The 20,076-nt window shown below is 38.7% G+C and carries 17 protein-coding genes; 4 read left to right on the top strand and 13 right to left on the bottom strand.

The window, feature by feature from the left end; genetic code table 11:
• Positions 1-93: 93 nt before the first annotated feature.
• The 13 genes from MKZ17_RS18480 to MKZ17_RS18540 form a co-directional block, all read right to left on the bottom strand.
• On the bottom strand, positions 94-1,581 hold the full coding sequence (locus MKZ17_RS18480) for a class I adenylate-forming enzyme family protein (protein ID WP_340725190.1): 1,488 nt from the start codon (positions 1,579-1,581) through the stop codon (positions 94-96).
• 14 nt (positions 1,582-1,595) lie between these two features.
• Complete coding sequence (gene fabG / locus MKZ17_RS18485) at positions 1,596-2,327, bottom strand: 3-oxoacyl-ACP reductase FabG (RefSeq protein ID WP_340725191.1); 732 nt, start codon at positions 2,325-2,327, stop codon at positions 1,596-1,598.
• Positions 2,328-2,340: 13 nt separating this feature from the next.
• On the bottom strand, positions 2,341-3,240 hold the full coding sequence (gene phaZ / locus MKZ17_RS18490; RefSeq protein WP_340725192.1) for an intracellular short-chain-length polyhydroxyalkanoate depolymerase: 900 nt from the start codon (positions 3,238-3,240) through the stop codon (positions 2,341-2,343).
• A 1-nt stretch (position 3,241) separates the two neighbouring features.
• Positions 3,242-4,246 (bottom strand): 3-oxoacyl-ACP synthase, encoded by a 1,005-nt coding sequence (locus MKZ17_RS18495; RefSeq protein WP_340725193.1) that lies wholly within the window; start codon positions 4,244-4,246, stop codon positions 3,242-3,244.
• A gap of 8 nt (positions 4,247-4,254) precedes the next feature.
• Positions 4,255-5,271, bottom strand: a complete 1,017-nt coding sequence (locus MKZ17_RS18500; RefSeq protein WP_340725194.1) for a branched-chain amino acid ABC transporter permease — start codon at positions 5,269-5,271, stop codon at positions 4,255-4,257.
• 4 nt (positions 5,272-5,275) lie between these two features.
• A complete protein-coding gene (locus MKZ17_RS18505) occupies positions 5,276-6,139 on the bottom strand; it encodes a branched-chain amino acid ABC transporter permease (RefSeq protein ID WP_340725195.1) in 864 nt (287 codons plus the stop codon).
• A gap of 14 nt (positions 6,140-6,153) precedes the next feature.
• On the bottom strand, positions 6,154-6,861 hold the full coding sequence (locus tag MKZ17_RS18510; RefSeq protein ID WP_340725196.1) for an ABC transporter ATP-binding protein: 708 nt from the start codon (positions 6,859-6,861) through the stop codon (positions 6,154-6,156).
• The gene (locus tag MKZ17_RS18515) at positions 6,854-7,612 is read right to left on the bottom strand and encodes an ABC transporter ATP-binding protein (RefSeq protein ID WP_340725197.1); all 759 of its coding nucleotides are present in this window, start codon (positions 7,610-7,612) and stop codon (positions 6,854-6,856) included. The genes MKZ17_RS18510 and MKZ17_RS18515 overlap by 8 nt, the downstream gene beginning before the upstream one ends.
• A gap of 90 nt (positions 7,613-7,702) precedes the next feature.
• Positions 7,703-8,953: a substrate-binding domain-containing protein gene (locus MKZ17_RS18520; RefSeq protein WP_340725198.1), complete on the bottom strand. Its 1,251-nt coding sequence runs from the start codon at positions 8,951-8,953 to the stop codon at positions 7,703-7,705.
• A 172-nt stretch (positions 8,954-9,125) separates the two neighbouring features.
• On the bottom strand, positions 9,126-12,257 hold the full coding sequence (locus MKZ17_RS18525; RefSeq protein WP_340725199.1) for a BTAD domain-containing putative transcriptional regulator: 3,132 nt from the start codon (positions 12,255-12,257) through the stop codon (positions 9,126-9,128).
• Between the two features lie 526 nt (positions 12,258-12,783).
• Entirely contained in the window at positions 12,784-13,461 is a 678-nt protein-coding gene (locus tag MKZ17_RS18530) for a GNAT family N-acetyltransferase (protein WP_340725200.1), read from the bottom strand.
• Positions 13,462-14,574, bottom strand: a complete 1,113-nt coding sequence (locus tag MKZ17_RS18535; protein ID WP_340725201.1) for a mandelate racemase/muconate lactonizing enzyme family protein — start codon at positions 14,572-14,574, stop codon at positions 13,462-13,464. It lies immediately after the preceding gene.
• Positions 14,575-14,610: 36 nt separating this feature from the next.
• Positions 14,611-15,222, bottom strand: coding sequence for a flavin reductase family protein (locus MKZ17_RS18540; protein ID WP_340725202.1), 612 nt, complete (start codon positions 15,220-15,222; stop codon positions 14,611-14,613).
• Between the two features lie 819 nt (positions 15,223-16,041).
• On the opposite strand from MKZ17_RS18540, the gene MKZ17_RS18545 reads away from it, so the two are divergent.
• The 4 genes from MKZ17_RS18545 to MKZ17_RS18560 all read left to right on the top strand — a co-directional run bounded on the left by MKZ17_RS18545 (position 16,042) and on the right by MKZ17_RS18560 (position 20,069).
• Positions 16,042-17,316, top strand: coding sequence for an L-lactate MFS transporter (locus MKZ17_RS18545; RefSeq protein WP_340725203.1), 1,275 nt, complete (start codon positions 16,042-16,044; stop codon positions 17,314-17,316).
• Between the two features lie 113 nt (positions 17,317-17,429).
• On the top strand, positions 17,430-17,864 hold the full coding sequence (locus tag MKZ17_RS18550) for a hypothetical protein (protein WP_340725204.1): 435 nt from the start codon (positions 17,430-17,432) through the stop codon (positions 17,862-17,864).
• 18 nt (positions 17,865-17,882) lie between these two features.
• Positions 17,883-18,716: a MerR family transcriptional regulator gene (locus MKZ17_RS18555; protein WP_340725205.1), complete on the top strand. Its 834-nt coding sequence runs from the start codon at positions 17,883-17,885 to the stop codon at positions 18,714-18,716.
• Positions 18,717-18,908: 192 nt separating this feature from the next.
• Positions 18,909-20,069, top strand: a complete 1,161-nt coding sequence (locus MKZ17_RS18560; RefSeq protein WP_340725206.1) for an MFS transporter — start codon at positions 18,909-18,911, stop codon at positions 20,067-20,069.
• Positions 20,070-20,076 lie beyond the last annotated feature (7 nt).

Consider the following 20,076-nt stretch of genomic DNA (forward strand, 5'->3'; position numbering starts at 1 on the left):
GTGCATTATAGAAGTTTAATATGAACTTTAAATAAACTTTCACATAAGAAAAATCGCCCTTTAAAACGTTACAGTTTTAAAAGACGATTGACATCAATCCATATGAACTTGTGCTTTCGCATATTGTGCTAATAGCTTTTTATCAATTTTACCGACAACCGTCTTCGGAAGTTCTGATAGGAAATAAAACTGCTTCGGTACTTTATAATTGGCTAGGCGGTCTTTACAAATTTGTCGTAATTTTTGTTCAAGTATTACCGAAGGCTGCTTTGACACAATAAAGGCAGCAATACATTCTCCCCATTTTTCATCTGCAACGCCGATGACGGAAACTTCCTCCACTCCACTCACAGCAATTAAGCATTGCTCTACCTCTTGCGAATATACATTTTCACCGCCAGTTATAATCATTTCCTTTTTTCGACCAACGATATAATAATCTCCATCCTCATCATACTTCGCTAAATCCCCCGTCCTTAACCAACCGTCCTGGAACACTTTTTTCGTTTCCTCTTCATTGTTCCAATAATTAAGGAATACATGGCTCCCTTTTAAACAAAGTTCGCCTACTTCATCTTGCTGACAATGCTCACCGCATTCATTAAGTACCTGCACTTCATTGAATAGCATGCTTTTGCCGATTGCCCCTTTTTTCATCATTGCCACATTCGCATCAATGACAAAATTATTTGGGCCCGCTTCGGTTAAGCCATATCCCTCTTTAAAGAGGAGTCCACGGCTTTTAAATTGCTCATAAATCGGCTTTGGACAAGGTGCACCACCTGATAAAAAGACCTTTACAGTCGGAAAGCTCGACTGGTGAAAATAATCGGTTTCAGTCATGAGCTGATACATCGTCGGCACAAATAAGGAAATGGTCGTTTTGTACTCATCGAGTGCACGAATAGCTACGTTTGGATTAAATTTCTTCCCAATTACGACCGTTCCACCCGCTAGTAAAATCGGTAATGCTAACGCATTAATGCCGCCTGTGTGAAATAACGGCATATAGTTGAGGGTACAATCTTGTTCATTTAATCCCCAACTAATAATCGTATTAAGTGCATTCGCTGTCACTGCTTCATAGGAAAGAACAACCCCCTTTGCTTTCCCAGTCGTTCCACCTGTATAAATGATAAGCCAAGGTAGCTTGGGCTCATCTTGCCAATGGTAGCGAATAATTTCCATTGCCTGCGCCTGGGACACATTTAAAAAATGCTGTGGCATCAACGCTTTTGCCCGATCCTCTTGTACTTCATCACAAATCAATAGTTTCGGTGCACAATCCGCTAGCACATACGCTAACTCTGCCTCTGATAACTTAGTATTTAATGGGACATAAATTAATTCGTTTATCCGACACGCAAATAAAATCGCAAAGCTTTGAATCGAATTTTCCATTAATACTGCAATTCTATCCCCTTTTTGAAACTTCCTTTGATGAAAGGTTGTACTCCACCAGCTTGCTTGTTGCATGAGCTGTTTATAAGTCCACCGTTCGCCTGTTTCAATTTGAATGAGTGCCGTTTTGTTTGGCATTTGACGTGCTCTCTTTGCAATCCAAAAATCTAGCTGTTGCATAGGCCTCCCACCCTTTACATCATAATGCCTCCATCAACATGTAATACATGCCCTGTAATATAGCTCGATTCGTCTGATGCTAAAAATAGATAAGCATTTGCAATATCTTCAGGCTTTCCTAAACGCTGCAAGCTCGTAATACCTTGCATTTGCTGCAATACTTTTTCTGGCATCTTTTCCACCATACTCGTTGCTGTAAATCCTGGTGCGACTGCATTGACGTTAATCCCTTTCCGTCCTAGCTCCTTCGCCCACGTTTTTGTCATTCCAATAATTGCCGCTTTTGTCGCGGCATAGTTTGTTTGCCCAAAGTTGCCGTATACACCGCTTACCGAAGAGGTGCTAATGATTTTCCCATAGCCTTGTGACACCATATAAGGGGCTACAGCTTGTGTGCAGTAATAAACCCCATTTAAGTTTATTTGAATTACCTTATCAAAGTCTTCGTCGGTCATTTTGGCAAGTGTCGCATCTCGGGTAATGCCGGCATTATTTACTAAAATATCAATTTTACCAAATTTATCCACAACATTTGTTACCATTCCCTTTACTTGTTGCTGCTTTGAAACATCTACCGGAAAAAAGGCTACTTGCTCCCCTAGCTCTGCTACAACCTTTTCACCAAGACTTTGATCATAATCCACTATTGCTACCTTTGCGCCTTGTTCTACAAAACGTTTCACTGCAGCTAAACCAATTCCACCCGCGCCACCTGTAATAATGGCTACTTTATTTTCTAAACGCATTCCCATTGCCCCTTTACACTAAAATAAATTCCTCTATTGCATCCTTTGCTTCATCTAAACAATCGACTAACGGTGAATGGCCACAGTTTGCTAGCTTTCTAATGTGAGCGCGCCCTTCAAAATCCTCAATAATTTCATTTGTCATCGCTTCAACAACAACAAAATCACGATTACCATACAATACGAGCACTGGAATTTGAATATCCTTCACTTGATTTGTACCTACTGCTACTTCATTATCTACGGCACTAATATTAAAACTATTCAACGCATGATACACATCGGCTAAATTACGCTGGGTTAACATATCAACCACATATTCCTCGTAGCGTTGCTCATCTGGCTGATTATGCGTATATATCGCACTATTCCAAACGAATTTTAAACCGTCACGATTTTTGGTATCGTACAACTGCTGCATCGGAATCGTTTTTACCGGATCTTGTTCGATTTGCTCAATTGTTTGAAGGCGCTTTTGCAAGTTGGGTGTCCCATCTTCATTTGAGCTATAAAACGGATAGCCACGTGTAGAACCAGAAGCAAAGAGTACAAGCTTGTGACAATAACTTGGATAATCCGCGCAAAATTGCATCGCCACATTCCCACCTGTCGACCAACCAACAAGTGTGAACCCCTTTAAGCCTAGTTCATCTAACCAAAGCTTTAAATCATCACTAAAATCTTTAATGGACGTAATTCTATTTAAATATGTGGATCCCCCAAAGCCCCGCATATCGAGGGCATAAATCGTAAAGCGGGCATCCATCGCTTCCATTAATAAATCCCAATGCTTCGATGACGTCATATTGCCATGAACAAGTACAATCTGTTCTTCGCCACCCTCACGCTTCCGATAAGTAATTGTTTCCCCGTTTGCTAACATCACTTTGTGCAATACTTCTAACTGATTCACTTTAAGCCCCCCATTTCACAGTAATTGCTCCCCATGCATAACCAATTCCTGCACTAACAAGCGAAACAATCATTCCTTCTTGTAGCTTCCCTTGCTTTCTTGCCAGATACAACGATAATATTTGATCAATTTGACCAATATGCCCGTAATGAGATAAATAAACCGAATGTGCCCCTCCTAAGCCAAGCTGTTGCAATACAAAATCATGGGCTGATTTTTTCATATGCAACATTGCTACGTAAGATAAATGTTGTTCTGTATAGCCACTTTTCTCCAATGATCGACGAATTACCTTCAAGAAGTTATCTAAAGATTTTTGCTCTAAACGAAGTTTCATTCCTTCTGGGTCAAGTACATCTAACATATAGCGCCCTTGTTCGAGCAATGCAGGAGTAAGCGGTGCCTTTGTTCCCCCTACAGGCACGACAACATCCTCTGAAAAAGAGCCGTCGGTAATCAGTTCTGTCTCTAATAGCTCATGACCACCTGCATTTTTTTGCAAGATGAGCGCACCTGCTCCAGCACCTAAGTTGAACATAAAGCGCGTTCGTTCATTGTCATAATCGATAAAATCATGGTTGCGATATCCACCTGCAAGAAGCACGGTCTGAATTGAATCATCCGCGAGCATCAAGCTCTTTGCGACCTTCATCGCCATTATCGCTGTCCCGCAACGAAGCTGGACATCAAAGGCCCAAGCATTCGCCGCTCCAATTTCTTCTTGAATTTTAATTGCAGCGGTCCATAACGGATATTCCTTATGCTCTTCACCAATATAAATAATGACATCAATTTCTTTTGCATCAATTTGCGCTTCAGTAATAGCATTGCGTGCAGCCTTTACACTCATTTCAACCGGGTGATCATGCGGGCCTGCCACGACCTTTTCTATAATGCCCATTTTCGTTTCGACCACTGCCTTTGGGATATTGGCGATAGTTGCAATTTCCTCTCCCGTCATACGTCCTTCAGGTAAATACACCCCAAGCCCTGTTATTCCAATCATTATCTGCGTCACTCCTCTTTTTCAACGAGCTTCACAGCTACTGTTTTTTGGCTTTTCCTTACTTTCCATTGCTGGTATTTCATATAGATTGTTCCTACAATGCCACGTGGGAAGAAAATGACCGCTAAAATATATAAAATCCCGAAGAAAATAATCCACCGTTCAAAAATTGGATATTGCCGCGCTAAACCAGATAAATAATGCTGAGCAAATTCAATGACACCCGCACCTAAAATTGGTCCAATTAATGTACCGACACCTCCAATAATCGTCATGAGCAGCGCATCGAGCGTAATATCCATCGTCATCACACTTGTATTAACAAAGCGTAATGAAACTGCATAAAGCGAACCTGCTACGCTTGCTACTGCACCAGCTACAACAGAGGCAATAACTTTATAGCCGAGTGTTTTAAAACCAAGTGAACGTGTACGTTGCTCATTTTCCCGAACCGCAACTAGTACTTTTCCGAATGGCGATGCCACAAATCGTTTTAATAAAATAAAAATAACAACAAGACAAACGAGCACGAAGAAATAAAAATACAAACGTTCCCGGAAAATTTCTGGTGCACGGAATGTAAAACCGTCATTGCCCTTTGTTACAGTACGCCATTTTTCAGCGAAGACTAAAAATAAACCCGAAATTGCCATCGTAAACATCGCATAGAAATGCTTTTTCAATCGTAACGTCAATGCGCCACTCACAACACTTACAATCATAGATAGCACAACCCCAACTGCAATCGATGCCATAAATATTCCAATTGATGGTCCAAAATCACTAAGCATAATGGCTGTTGTATATGCCCCCATCCCAAAAAACATAGCGTGCCCGAAAGAGATGATTCCTGTATAACCAAGTAAAATATCATAGCTCATAGCTAAAATTGCGAAAATACAAAACTGCGTCAATAAAATCGTTAGTGTACGCGAATCTGATACGAGCGGCAGTACAACCATTAAAACGACTAATAGAACGTACACTAAATTTGATTTAGACAATATTGTCGGTTGTTTCATCATTTACTCATCCTTTCGCTACCGAGAATAAGCCTTGTGGGCGGAAGATTAATACAATCGCCATTAAAATCATGTTGACCGCTACTGATAAAAACGGCACGTAATACGCCATAAAGCTACCTGCTAAGCCAACTAAAATGGCCGCCATTAAGGAGCCTGGGAAGCTACCCATCCCCCCAATAACAACAACGATAAATCCTAAAATTGCATACTCCATTCCCATCTCGGCATACACAACACCCGAGTATGGTGCCATCAGCATGCCACCTAATGCTGCAAGCGCTGCACCACACATGAAGACGAGTAAAAAAACGCGTTTAATGTTTATGCCAAGTGCTTGCGTCATTTCCTTATTCATAACTCCTGCTCGAACGACTAGACCAACCTTTGTTCGCTTTAAAATAAATTGAATAATGCCAAATAGTAAGAAACCGACAACGATAATGAAAATACGGTACTTAATTATCGTTAATTCGCCTATTTGCCAGCTTCCTGCTAAATAAGAAGGGACTTTTACTGGCACCCCATTTGGTCCAAAGACGACCTTAATCATTTCTTGAAGCACGAGCATGAAGCCAAGCGTAATTAAAATTTGTTGCACATGATTCCCGTAAACTGGTGTAATAATTAGTTTTTCCGTTACAAATCCAAGCACGATCCCCGTTAAAATGGCTGCAACAATTCCGACAACAAAGCTACCACTCCACAAATAGGTGAATACGCCGGTATAAGCCCCCCATACAAACAAGCCTCCGTGCGCAAAGTTTAATACATCCATTAAACCGAAGATTAGCGTTAGGCCTGCTGCTAATAAGAAAATGAGCATCCCTGTGGCCAAACCATTAATAACTAAGCTTATAATTAATTCCATCGCCAATCTCTCCTTTATCCAATTCCTAAGTATTTACGTTTCAGCTGTTCATCTTCAATTAGTTGATTCATCTCTCCTGACTGCACCGTTCGTCCATCATCAATGAGCGTATACGTATCGCCAATTTTGCTTGCCATCATGAAATTTTGCTCCACTAACAAAATCGATGTGTGCTTTTTCATTTCGGTAATGGCCTCCATTACTTTCTCAATAACAATTGGCGCTAACCCCTTTGATGGTTCATCGATTAGTAAGAGCTTGCTATCATTTACAAAGGCTCTAGCCATCGCAAGCATTTGCTTTTGTCCTCCCGATAAATTACCGCCGTACTTTTTCCAAAACTTTTTTAAATCCGGAAATAGCTCTAAAATGTAGTCCTGCTTTTGCATGACAGAGTCTGTTTCTTTACGAATAGCAACACGCATATTTTCTTCAACCGTTAGCTCCGCAAAAATCCCTTGATCCTCTGGCACATAGCCAATTCCACTATTTGCAATTTCATAAGGGGCTTGCTTTGTAATATCCTGCCCGTCAAATGTGACAGTGCCCCTTGTCGCAGGAGTCAGTCCCATAATTGTACGAAGTGTTGTTGTTTTTCCTGCCCCGTTCCGTCCAAGCAGCACGGAAACCTCACCTGCTTTTGCTTCAAAGGAAATGCCTTGCAAAATGTGATATTGCGAAATATATGTCTCGATCTGATCAAGCTTCAAAATATTAGTCATGAGCGAGCCCTCCTAAATACGCCTGCTGTACCGTTTCATTTTTCATAATTTCCTGTGGCGTACCATCTGCTAATAGTGCACCATTGAATAACACCATAATAGAATCTGATAAATCGATAATCATATCCATCTTGTGTTCAATAAGTAAAATCGTTTTGTCTCCACGCGCTTTAATAGAACGAATCACATCTAAAATGGCCGGCACTTCTTCTAGAGACATACCCGCAGTCGGTTCATCCAACAATAAAATTTCAGTATCTAAGGCCAGTAACATGCCAATTTCAAGCTTTCTTTTTTCCCCATGAGACAATTGATTCGCAACTTGATGCATTTTTTCTTTTAATAGTACCTGCTCCAAAATGTCCATTGCTTCATTCGTTAACTCCTTGTAGTGCAGGAAGTGTCTGAGCATATCAAAGCGCACTTTCTTCTTTGATTGAACAGCTAAGCGAACATTTTCAAGTACAGTTAAATTAGGAAATACATTCGTTATTTGAAATGAACGTCCAATACCAAGCCTTGTACGATCTACAGAAGATTTATTTTTTAAAGAGTCCCCCTTTAAAAACACCTCTCCCTCTGTTGGATTTAGTTCTCCGCTTATTAAATTAAAAAAAGTCGTCTTGCCAGCACCATTAGGTCCGATAATCGATTTAAAGTGCTTCGCAGGCATCTCAAAATTTACACGATCTACAGCCTTATGCTCACCGAATTTGATCGATAGGTTTTCTGTTTTTAAAATAGGTTCCATCTTCTCACTCCTTCTTGTTCTTCTTAACAACCTTCAGCTAAAAGTTGTTAAGAAGAACAGACGACGCATTTTGTCATCTGCTCTCAAAAATTACTTGTTCATAATTGGTGGCTCTGTTTCCTCTGGTGATAATTCACGAATTAACACCGGCACAGGATAGTCAAAGTCTGCTACCTTTTCTAGCTTAATTGCATACATCGTTTGCAACGCCTGATGGTCTTCTTTACGGAAAGTCATCGTACCTTTAGGCGTTTCAAATGACATGCCTTCCATTAAAGGAATTAATGTATTCCCATCTGCGTCACCTTCAGATTTTTTTAATGCCTCTACAATGGCAACCGCTGCAGAGAAGCCCCCCGGTGTGAATAAATCTGGTACTTCACCATTGAAACGTGCCTTATGCTCCTCTACTAACCAATCATTCACTTTATTGTTCGGTAATGTGTGATGGTAAACCGAGAATCCTTCCATACCAATTAACGGCTCCATAAATTGTAGTGCAATAATATCTGGTGCACCCGTTGAAATTTTGATGCCTTTTTCTTGTAGTTTTAAGTCCGCAATTTGGTTCCATGGAGAGTTTGCCCCTGCCCATACAACGAATAAAAACTCAGGTTTTGCATCAATTATTTTTTGTAAATTCGATGTGAAATCTGTCGCTGCTGGATCTGCATACTCCTCTAAAACAATGTCCGCACCTAATTTCTCTGCTGCTGCCTTAAACGCAGATACGCCATCCCATCCAAATGAATAGTCTGGTGCAAATGTAGCAATTTTTACGCCTTCACCTGCTATTGATGCCGCTGCTGCATAGGCATCTTGAGAAGAGTTACGAGCAGTTCGGAAAATGTATGGGTTGAACTCTGAGCCTGTAATACTATCCGCTACAGCTGGTTCAACAATCATAATCTTTTCGTATTCTTCAGCTAATGGTAAAACTGCTAACGTATCACCTGAACTTGAAGAACCGACTAGGAAGTCAACCGCGTCATCCTCTAATAACTTCGTTGCCTTTTGGACTGCTACTTCCGGCTTTGTTTCTGTATCCTCCCAAACAACTTCAATTTTTCGGCCAGCCACTTCCATCGTGCCATCAGTTGCATACGCTAAGCCTAATTCAAAGCCATTCTTTGTTTGTTTTCCGTAAGATTCTAGTGCACCTGTAAGCGAAGCAAGTACCCCAACCTTTATTGGCTCACCTGATACCGAGTCATTGTTAGCGCTTTCACTTTGGGCGTCAGAAGTTTTGCCCGTTGTCGCATTGTCGTCCGTTTCATCTCCACATGCCATTAATAAGAACAGTGATAATACAACAAATAACAACCATAAATGCTTTTTCATTAATGTCCCTCCCAGCAATAATTTCAGCATAGATTTCTGCCTTACCTTACTTTAGCAAGCCTAAGTTACAAATTAGTTACACAGTTCAAGAGATTGCTATTTTAGCCAATTCTCTTCCCATACAAAAAACTGCATTTCTCAAGGAGTCATTAACTCACTTGAAAAATGCAGTTTACATTTTTAACAATAAATCATACAGTTGCTCGGTCGTTTCCATCGGGGCGATTTGATAATGCTTCTCTAATGCTTTTACACAGTTATCATACATTTTCAATGCTTCTCGCCGGTTCCCTAAATAATAATTCGCGAGCATCATTAACCGATAACCCTCTTCGTGACCAGCATCGAGCGATAAAATACGTCCCGCCCAATAAATGACTTCTTCAAAACATTCTAACCTAACAAAATTTTGCGCTAATCGCTCAGCTACCTTCAGCATTTGTTCATCGTAATAACTCCGATTCATCACTATCCAATCCCGGTCCAAATCCGAACAAAATGGAGAGATCGCAAAGCTCATTGCAAGCTTTAACCATTCATTCGATATTGTTGGTGTCTTTTCATCGAGTCCTCTTTGTGCATAATTATCGAATAGTTCAACATCACTAAAAATCCAAGATGTATCCAGCTTATAGAGTTGCTGACGGCGAATAATAAAATGACTTTCCTCTCGAGCATTGCGAGTAGGCTCTAATGTTTTTAGCATGGCATTATAAACAACTTTAAAATCCCGCGTCATTGCTTCTTCATCACTTTGCCAAATTGCATCACAAATTTGCTGTTTCGAAACAAAATGGTTACGCTGCGTATATAAATAGATGAATAATTCCTTTGCCTTCATGCGCTTCCATTCCTTGTCTTGAACAACTTGCGGTGCTCGGTAAATTTGAACAGGACCGAATAATTGTAAGCTAAGCTCTACATCTGGAAAATTACTAAGCTGTAGGAAATTTTGTATTTGATCCAGTTTTCCAAATTTTTTTGCTAAATGAAAGAATTGTAACCGCTGTTTCGGTCCAAATAATGTACGCTTATATAAGAAAAATGGGTATCTCTTTTGACAAATTTCCCAATACGCATCGTAGTAACTTTCCGCGCCCTCGTACTCCCCTAAATATTGCAGGCACGTGGCGAGCCAAAATGAGCTGACCATTTTCCCATACAAGTCTTCACTGCGTTCAAAATACGTAAGCGCTTGCTTTGCATAGTTTGCCGCTTCTTCATATTGTGCTGCTTCAGCAAACACTTTTGTCATCGCTGTTAATAAAAGGGCCGACATCCAATAATCATGCACTTTATTGGTTTCCATTAATCCTAGCTGTGCATGCCTTTTCGCTTCAGTTAAATTTTGTTCATAATACAAAATGAGCCCCATATAACATTCTGCTTTTACACGCTTCACATGGATTTGTTCCATTAATTGTAATGTCTCATCGAAGCAGTTTTTCGCTAGCAAACGATCATTCATTTCCAAGTTCAATAAGGCCAAGCCTTTTCTTAATTTTGTCAGTGCAAGTGTAAATGGCATATCCTTTAGCTGCTCTTTTTCCCCTTCAATAATCCGTTCGAACGCCTGTTCATTTTCACCCATTAACACATCAATAAGTACGAGCAATAAATCTGTCGTACGATGGGCCTCTTCCCAATGAAATGGCTTTGTTACCCGAGAAGTTAAAATTTCCTTTGCTTGTTCTAGTTGGCCTTGCCGTAGCTGAAGCCTTGCATCCACATTATTAAAATTTAAAGAAATTTGCTGTGCTTCACTAAAACGCTGTGCCTCTCCAGCACGCCCAAGATTTATCAAATTTTCGGTATACAAAATCGTAATTTTTTGATGTTCTTCCTCACTGACTACAGTATTTTTTAGCAACTCAATTGCTTGCTGCAAATGCCGCTCTGCAAAGACAGGCTGTAGTGTATCAATATATATATTTGCCAGTCCAAACTGCGAACGCATCATAAACAGTACATCCCTTTGTTCACTCGCCTTGTCATAACACTCAAAATACGCATTTTTAGCCTTTTCATAGTGAGCTCGATAACGTTGACTTTCCCCTTCATAAAACAATAAGGAATAAATTTTATCTGCCGCAGGTAAATCCTTTAATCGCTCTAATAAATAGTCAAACTGACCTGCTTCAATAAATTGCGGGGCAAACTGCAACAGCAATTTGACGACCGTTTTTTTATTATGCAATTGGTCTGCATGGGATACTGCTAATACTCCTAACTGCTGCTTCGCATAATAACTTGCGGCTTCTTCATGGAGCTGTTCAAATGTATGTGGAGAAGTTTCACTTAATCGTTGTTGCAAAAACTGTTGAAAGAGCGCATGAAAACGGAATTTTGTTCCACCCGCTAATGGAATAATAAATGCTAATGTATCTAAGTTTCCCTGAATGCTTGCTACCCACTTTGCTCCATACATGTCCTTTAGTACATCAATTGAAATCACTTGATGAATTCCTAGCTTTAATAAATTTTGCTGCAATTGCGGATGCAATTTATCAAATACCTCAGCTGATAAATAAGCAAAAAAATTTGCGACAGAGCCTTGAGCAATTTCATCTAATGGTTTCTCACTATATTTCGACTGGTACGCCAATAGTAAAACCGCCATCGCCCAGCCTTCCGTCATTTGCATTACAAAATCGCATTCCTCTGGAACTAACTTCCGTTCAAAATACACTTCAAACAAAAACTGTACATCTGCTTCTGTAAATACAAATTCGGCTTCTAAGCATTCGATGAGCTGATTGCTCATGCGTAGGCTAAGTAAACAATTCCATTCTGGCATTTTACGTGATGCTACCATTATATGAACGTGCCGAGGTAAAAATTGTATAAGTTGATTTAAGACGTAATTAATCGCAAAAACGTGAGACACATGATGATAATCATCGAGCACAATTATAAATGACTGCTGAATTTTTTGAATTTCGTTTACGAGCTGTATTGAGAGCTGTAATAAATCTTCTACATTATGAAATTTTAAATTAGCATCCCACCCCTTCAAACTCTGTCCAAAGGAAGGGAATTGTTGCTGAATGCTATAAATTAAATGCCGAAAGAATGGGAAGATTGTGTCATCATCTGGTGTAATTTGATACCAGGCGCACGTTACATTTTGATCCTGGATAAACTGACTGATTAAAGACGTTTTCCCATAGCCTGCACTACACTGCAATATTGTACATTTTGCTTGCTTCCAATCTGAAAGCTTCTTCATCAAATTTGCTCTTCTTAAATAGTAATTTGTCGGTGTCGGAGGAATTACTTTCGAAACAAAAATATGTTGCTCCATATGCCTCACCTCCACAATTCTTTTATTTAAGGATATTTTAACATAAAATAGAATTATTCATCTTTTTCTAGAATTTAGATATAATTTTTTCATAGAAAATGAAGAAAATGATTAGGACCGATGCAATTGACATAAAACCAATTAAAAAATAGCCTATCCACCTTATTGGCTTCGGCATTTGTTTTATATCGTAAGAGTTTGGTGTCCCTACATGCTTTTGAAAATGATCATCGACATCATTAAATGGCTTTTTTCCTATTTGAACTCCCTCCTTTTTAATTACTTTACTAAATTTTCAGACTATTGTATAATCATTAAAAGGAGATGATACAAAATGATCAACTATACGTACTTAGCAACCGATGAAAATGATGTATCCTACTTATTTGAAGATAATTATGATTTTTTTGATTTAGATCGCTTTGATGACAATGATATTGAATTGTAAGGAGACGAACGGGGAACATGGATTCTAGTACATCGAAAAAGGATGTGGCAGACGATTAATACGCTTGCCACATCCTTTTTATTTTACATATTTTACGAGCCAACCATCGGCTTTCGCTTGCATGGCAATGCCCACATAGCCATCTTTTAAAAGCTTTTGCTGTCCTTCTGTATCGGCCATTGAAAGAAGGGCTTCTTCTGACCAAAGTTGTGGTGTTTTATCCAAATACTTCGCAAATACATAGCGCAGTTTCCCACCATACTTCAGCTTCAATGCAGCGACATGCATCCCTTGTGAAAATTTATCCTTCAGGCTGGCAATATTGAATGGCATGACTGTCGCACAAACAACTTTAAACCTTGATGTATCAACTTGCTCCATGATGATGTCGGCCATCGTACGCTGTAAGCCAAACCCTCGAAAATCAGGATGGACATTTGAAATTTCCTGATAGAGTACTTTTTTCAACTGGTCATCTGTTGTAAGACCAATATCATAGCCTAAATGCTCTTCATCAATTTCTGGCTCTAATAACGCACGAAACGCAATGAGTGTTTCCTTTACAAAGACGCCAACCATCATGCCATTTCCTTCAAGAATAAAGCTCAGCTCTCCTTCATCAAGCGGCTGTAAAATTGATTTATTTGTCAGCCCATCGAGTACATCTTGCTGTAATCTCTCCAATTGAGGAATATGTGCTTTTGTTAAAAGGTGCACTTCATAGGGTTCTTGTCCTAAAAATCCTGTCGCAATCATTTATTGCACCACACATTTTTCACGAGTTAATTCGACTAAAATGACCTCATCGACATCAACACCTAATCCAGCACGTTCAGTTAATTGAATGAACGGCACATCATAATGAAGATTCCCGATATCTTTTGAGAACTTTAACGGGCCTGTAAGCTCCACGCTTGTAAAGATTTTATTTGAAAAAGCTACATGGAAACCAGCTGCTGAACCTACAGATGATTCAACCATTGAACCAATTTGACACTCGATGCCCGCCATTTCTGCCATATGGGCAAGTTTCATCGCAGGGTATATACCGCCACACTTCATCAATTTAATATTCACTTTATCCGCAGCACGTTTTGCAATAATCTCACGCATTTCACGTATACCACGTAATCCTTCGTCAATCATGACAGGAATCGTTGTTTTAGATTTAATTTCTACCATGCCATCAATATCATCAGCACGAACAGGCTGCTCTAACCAATCAATATTTAACTGCTCTAGCTCACGTACTGCTTGCATAGTCGTTGAGCTATTCACCCAGCCTTGATTGACATCGACACGAATCGCAATGTCTTGTCCAACGCACTCACGTACTGCTTCTATGCGAGCCACATCACTAGCTACGTCACGACCAACCTTCATTTTGAACGAGTTATAGCCCATTTCTACACGCTCTACTGCTTCCTTTGCCATTTTTTCTGGAGTCCCAATGCTTAATACATGTGTAATCGGGAATTTTTCGTGATAGCGACCACCAGTTAATTGATACGCTGGTACTTGTAGCTTTTTACCAACTATATCAAAGCATGCAATATCAATTGCTGCCTTAGCAGCTGGCGCACTATAAATAAGCGCATCCATTTTTGCGTGGATTTTTTCAAAATTCATTGGATTTTCCCCAATCATCGCTGGCGCTAACGTATTCTTTAATAACGCATAGGTTGCTTCTAACGTTTCACCAGTCACGTGCTCATCAGGTACAGACTCACCCCAACCCACTAAGCCACATTCTGTTGTCATCTTCACAATGATTGAAGGCATATTTGGATATGTACCGTAGCTGACGATAAATGGCTCAATTAATGGTAATTCGATATTAAATATTTCAATAGACTTAATTTGTAACATGACATTTCCTCCTGCGTTTTCTCTTACCTTTTATACTTACAAAGGACGCTCAATTGTAAATTGCTTACCGATTACGGCATAGTCATTACCCGCTAACCGACTTACTGCTCCTAAAATTTGTGGATCAATTCGTCCCTCTTCATAAATACTTTCTTCTATATGATAATAGACGACTTTTCCGATTAATAAATCACAGCCCGGATTTTCACCATCGCCACCTAGCTGTAGGGCTGTTTCAAGTTCACATTCAATACGGACCTTCGCTTCCTTTACCCCAGGTACACTAATTTTCTCACTCTCAATTAACGTAAATCCCACATGATCGATCTCGCTTTGCTCTGGCGGTAAGTTTGCAGCTGTTTCATTCACTTTTTCTACATTGTCTATGTCGACTATGTGTACAACAAATTGATTATTCGCCATAATATTACGTGCGGTATCTTTCATTTGTCCTTGTTTACGCTGAATACTTACTGAAATCATCGGCGGATTAGAAGACACAATATTAAAGAAACTAAATGGTGCTGCATTCACAACACCTTCCTCTGATAGTGTTGTAATAAAAGCGATTGGTCTTGGAATAATCGAACCAATTAAAAATTTATAATTTTCTCGTTCGGATAATTGCTTTGGATCAATTTTCAGCATCATAATTCCGCCCCTTCCTTTTACTATTTTGACTTTAAAGAACTGTCGTAAACCCGTCAAATGAAACTTTTATTATTAACCTTGATTAGAAAGTATATTTATACAATTGATTTTTTTAGTATTTCTGTCACTATAATACCCCTTCTATTTAATGGTTATTTTAAAAATTCCCCTCCTATATTTTCTATAATAACGAAAAATTATTGCTTAATAATTTTAAATTTCATCTCGAACAACCAAAAATATTCTCTCTGACAAACTGTTATAAACAGTTTTAAAACAACCACATTTTTATAATATAAATCTGCACTTTTCACTCAATACCCTATAAGAAACACTGATTTAACAATGCATAAAACGATTTACCCTACGTTTCTTCGTGTACTAGTTACTGTTATATTATTGTTTTGATAGTATTTTGCTCTTTATCTCGAATTCTTTATTTTAATGATTTTTATAACAAAAACAGCAATTTTAATTATTCAAGTAGAATATTTTGTTTATTTTTTGTATAATATAATTATTATTCTTTTACAGTCACCTTTAACTTTACTTTACTGTAAAAATATCAACAAACGTTGATATGACAGCGTTTACAGCGTGATTAACACTTTTAAAAATCCGTCATAAAGTACAATTTTGTATCTCAAGATAAGGAATTTATGTTTTTTCAAGATAAATGTTTTTTCATTTTCCACTTGCGCAACATAATAATTTGATGTTAAGTTATTGTCAGAGATGTTCATACATTCGACACATCTACCAGAAAGAGAAAATTATCACAATATCGAAGTTTTATAGTGCGCAAGGGGGAATATTATGAAAAAGAATCGTTGGCTAATTGCCGCATCTGCGATTTCTATACACTTATCCATTGGTGGAGCTTATGCATATAGTGTGTATAAAAATCCAATTTCAAATGAATTAGGTTGGGACGCATCTCAAATTACAATCGCCTTTACGATTATGATGGGACTAGCAGGTTTTGCTGCAGCACTTTTTGGGAGTACGGTAGAAAAATTAGGTCCACGTAAGGCTGCAATGGTTGCAGCAGTATTATTCGGTTTAGGACAAGGTGGCGCAGGGTTCGCTATTTTATCAGATTCAGTCGTATTGTATTGGTTAACATATGGATTATTAAGTGGTCTCGGGATGGGTATTGGTTACATTGCACCAGTATCTACGCTTGTTAAGTGGTTCCCGAATCGCCGTGGTTTAGCAACAGGGATGGCCGTGTTAGGCTTTGGTGCGGGTGCATTAATTACAGCACCAGTCGCAGCAAACTTAATTGAAGCAGTTGGCATTGCCAATACGTATTTCATTTTAGGGGTTAGTTATTTCACATTGATGATGTTAGGTGCTCTTTATATCGCACCACCAAAGCCTGGTGAAGTTGAGGAAGCCGTTGCATCAGGTAAAGTAAAATCTCACGAGCTTGCACAAATGTCAGCTCGTGAAGCCGTTCGTACAAAGCAGTTTTGGATGCTTTGGGCAATGCATCTTATTAACGTTACGTCAGGTTTAATGATGATTTCGGTTGCTTCTCCAATGGCCCAAGAGGTTGTTGGATTATCCGTTGCCGCTGCCGCAACAATGGTAGGTTTAATGGGATTATTTAATGGTGGTGGACGCTTACTGTGGGCTGCTGCTTCAGATTATATCGGACGTTCAAACGTTTTCGTTATTTTCTTTACGATTCAGTTAATTGCCTTTTTAACGTTACCATTCACAACAAACGTCATCATCTTCCAACTATTTATTTTCTTAGTTGTTAGCTGTTATGGTGGTGGATTCTCTAACTTACCTGCCTTTGCAAGTGATTTATTTGGAACAAAGCAGCTTGGTGTAATTCACGGCTACTTATTAACTACTTGGTCTCTTGGCGGTATTTTTGGTCCAATAATTGTATCTACTATTCATGAAGCAACAAACAGCTATATTCCGGTATTCTATGTATTTAGCTTCTTAATTGCAATTTCATTTGGTATTTCATTATTACTTCGTTCAAATGTAAATAAACTTAAAAAACAACGTATTAATGATCAAGAGAAAGAAGAACAAACGGGGAAACAAGGAGCACCTGCTCATTCATAAGGGGTTTTAATAACAAAGTAAGTCATGTATTTTACATGGCTTACTTTTTTTCATGTATAACGCCATAACATGTTAAACTTTATATAACTTTAAACATTTAGCGAGGGATTTTATTGCTTTATACATTAACGCTTTATTTACACATTTTAAGTGCGATTATTGCAACTGGACCATTGTTTGGCATTTTCCCATTATTAAATCGCATGGAAAAGGCACCCGATGATCAATTGCAAAGCTACGTCATTGCCATTCAAGGCGTGCTCCGTGCAGTCGCAAATGGTGGGCATGTTTTAGTACCAACCGGACTTTTACTTATTTGGTTCGGAGGCTGGTCCTTTTCATCATTTTGGATACTCGCAACAATCGTCATCATGCTTTGCTCACTACTCTTTATGGCACGTGCCTTCAAGCCTTCCATGGCATTCGCACAAAGCGATGAATTCACAAAAATACGCTTTATAAAAATGGTCAAAACTGCAACCTATCAATACATTTTACTTATGGGGATTTTACTTTGGCTAATGGTAGATAAGCCTATGCTGTGGTAATCATAAAGGAGCTTTCCTATGGAAGAAAAATATTATTCGATTGGCGAAGTGGCCAAGCTAACAAACATCTCAATTCAAACATTACGTTATTACGATCAAATCGACTTATTTAAGCCATCCCATGTCGATCAAAAATCAAACTACCGTTACTATAAAGAATCACAATTATATTATTTAGATATTATTAAATCGTTAAAATTTATCGGCACATCTTTAGAGGAAATTAAAGCTGCACAGCAATTTACCCCTGCACAATTATTAGCCTTTTTAGTGCAGCAAGAGTCGGTTATTGAAAGCCGTATTAATCAACTATACGATATTCAGCAAAGCCTCTTTAAAACGAAAAAACAAATGGAAGAGCAGCTAGCGATTAATGTGATTAATGAAGTATATATTAAAACAGAAGAAGAGGAGCGAATTTTAACGATTCAAACGAAGGATTTAACGCCAAACTATATTCCAAATACATACTATAGCTCGCTAATGAAAACCCTTGAAATGGAAAACAGCTTTTTAAGTAGCCGCTATGGATGTATCTACCCTTTCGTAAAATCGGACTCATTGGATGACATTCATTATAGTCATATCTTTACTCCCCTCTTAACGAAGCGATATTTCGCGAAGCTTCCGGCTGATATGGATGTAACGACAATTCCTGCTGGACGTTATGTTTGCATTGCTTTTATCTTTACAAAGGAAGCCTATTTAAAGCAGTACCAAAAACTATACACTTATATAGAAGATAATCATTTACATGTAGCGCCATACGTCTATGAAATTTTTATGCCTTCTAATTATTCACCGAATAAAGAGGACGAATTTATCGTTGATCTAAAAGTACAATTGCTGTAACAACTTTACTAAAATAATAAAAGGAGAAACCATTGACTCTCTAGTTACTATAGGGTTTATGTTAGAAAGTGACGTTGAAAGGCACTCCTATGCGAACTGCTCTAGGTGGTGTCCTTTCTTATGTCGGTGGCAAATGATTCTTTCCTACCGGCTAATAGTTACGTTCAACATAAAATAAGGAGAAAATCAACAATGAAGGACTACAAAATTACATTAGGATTACTGTTACTTAACCTTTTCATTGCCTTTTTAGGAATTGGTTTAGTTATACCCGTACTTCCTACGTTAATGAATGAATTAGGTTTGACTGGAAAAATAGTCGGTTATTTAACAGCAGCCTTTGCCATTGCTCAACTAATTGTTTCTCCGCTTGCTGGTAAAGCGGTTGATAAATATGGTCGTAAAATTATGATCGTGCTCGGATTATTTATTTTCGGATTCTCAGAATTTTTATTTGGTATTGGAACAACAATAGAAGTGTTATTTATTTCTCGTATTTTAGGTGGGATTAGTGCGGCATTCATTATGCCAGCAGTTACCGCATTTATCGCAGACATTACGACAATGGATACACGTCCTAAAGCATTAGGCTATATGTCTGCTGCGATTAGCACAGGCTTTATTATCGGTCCTGGTATTGGTGGATTCCTAGCAGATTTCGGTACGCGTGTGCCATTCTTCTTTGCTGGGGCCCTTGGTACAATCGCCGCGATTCTATCAATCTTATTACTAAGTGAACCTGAGCGTAATGCTGAAAATGTAGAACAGGCACCTGACCAAAAGTCGGGCTTTAAACGTATCTTTGCACCAATGTATTTTATTGCCTTTGTATTAATTTTTGTTGCGTCATTTGGACTTGCAGCTTTTGAGTCATTCTTTAGCCTATTTGTTGATCATAAATTTGGCTTTGACCATTATGATATTGCAATCATTATTACAGGAGGTGCGATTTTCGGAGCTATTGCACAGGTTGCATTATTTGACCGTTTAGCGCAACGCTGGGGCGAAATTAAATTAATTCGTTATAGCCTCATTTTATCTGGCGCTTTAGTGTTTTTAATGACCGTTGTGAGCTCTTACTTTGCCATTTTACTTGTTACTTGTATCGTCTTCGTCGGCTTTGACATGTTCCGACCGGCTGTTACAAGCTACCTCTCAAAAATTGCGGGAAATGAGCAAGGTTTTGTTGGTGGCATGAACTCGATGTTTACAAGCTTAGCAAATATCTTCGGACCAATTTTAGGTGGTATCCTCTTTGATATTGATATTAACTATCCATATTATTTTGCAACAGTTGTGTTAGTAATCGGTATTCTGTTAACATTAATTTGGAAGAAGCCGTCTACTATTTAAGTTGGTG

Origin of the sequence: Solibacillus sp. FSL R7-0682, assembly GCF_038005985.1 — a bacterium.
GTDB lineage: Bacteria > Bacillota > Bacilli > Bacillales_A > Planococcaceae > Solibacillus.

Excerpts from the sequence above, each read along its gene's own strand:
- MKZ17_RS18520 (WP_340725198.1), bottom strand. The coding sequence starts at position 8,953 with ATGAAAAAGCATTTATGGTTGTTATTTGTTGTATTATCACTGTTCTTA.
- MKZ17_RS18540 (WP_340725202.1), bottom strand. The coding sequence starts at position 15,222 with ATGCTGAAAATTGATCCAAAGCAATTATCCGAACGAGAAAATTATAAA.
- MKZ17_RS18495 (WP_340725193.1), bottom strand. The coding sequence starts at position 4,246 with ATGATTGGAATAACAGGGCTTGGGGTGTATTTACCTGAAGGACGTATG.
- MKZ17_RS18505 (WP_340725195.1), bottom strand. The coding sequence starts at position 6,139 with ATGGAATTAATTATAAGCTTAGTTATTAATGGTTTGGCCACAGGGATG.
- MKZ17_RS18530 (WP_340725200.1), bottom strand. The coding sequence starts at position 13,461 with ATGATTGCGACAGGATTTTTAGGACAAGAACCCTATGAAGTGCACCTT.
- MKZ17_RS18510 (WP_340725196.1), bottom strand. The coding sequence starts at position 6,861 with ATGACTAATATTTTGAAGCTTGATCAGATCGAGACATATATTTCGCAA.
- MKZ17_RS18500 (WP_340725194.1), bottom strand. The coding sequence starts at position 5,271 with ATGATGAAACAACCGACAATATTGTCTAAATCAAATTTAGTGTACGTT.
- fabG (WP_340725191.1), bottom strand. The coding sequence starts at position 2,327 with ATGCGTTTAGAAAATAAAGTAGCCATTATTACAGGTGGCGCGGGTGGA.
- MKZ17_RS18535 (WP_340725201.1), bottom strand. The coding sequence starts at position 14,574 with ATGTTACAAATTAAGTCTATTGAAATATTTAATATCGAATTACCATTA.
- MKZ17_RS18555 (WP_340725205.1), top strand. The coding sequence starts at position 17,883 with ATGGAAGAAAAATATTATTCGATTGGCGAAGTGGCCAAGCTAACAAAC.
- MKZ17_RS18560 (WP_340725206.1), top strand. The coding sequence starts at position 18,909 with ATGAAGGACTACAAAATTACATTAGGATTACTGTTACTTAACCTTTTC.
- MKZ17_RS18525 (WP_340725199.1), bottom strand. The coding sequence starts at position 12,257 with ATGGAGCAACATATTTTTGTTTCGAAAGTAATTCCTCCGACACCGACA.
- MKZ17_RS18480 (WP_340725190.1), bottom strand. The coding sequence starts at position 1,581 with ATGCAACAGCTAGATTTTTGGATTGCAAAGAGAGCACGTCAAATGCCA.
- MKZ17_RS18515 (WP_340725197.1), bottom strand. The coding sequence starts at position 7,612 with ATGGAACCTATTTTAAAAACAGAAAACCTATCGATCAAATTCGGTGAG.
- MKZ17_RS18545 (WP_340725203.1), top strand. The coding sequence starts at position 16,042 with ATGAAAAAGAATCGTTGGCTAATTGCCGCATCTGCGATTTCTATACAC.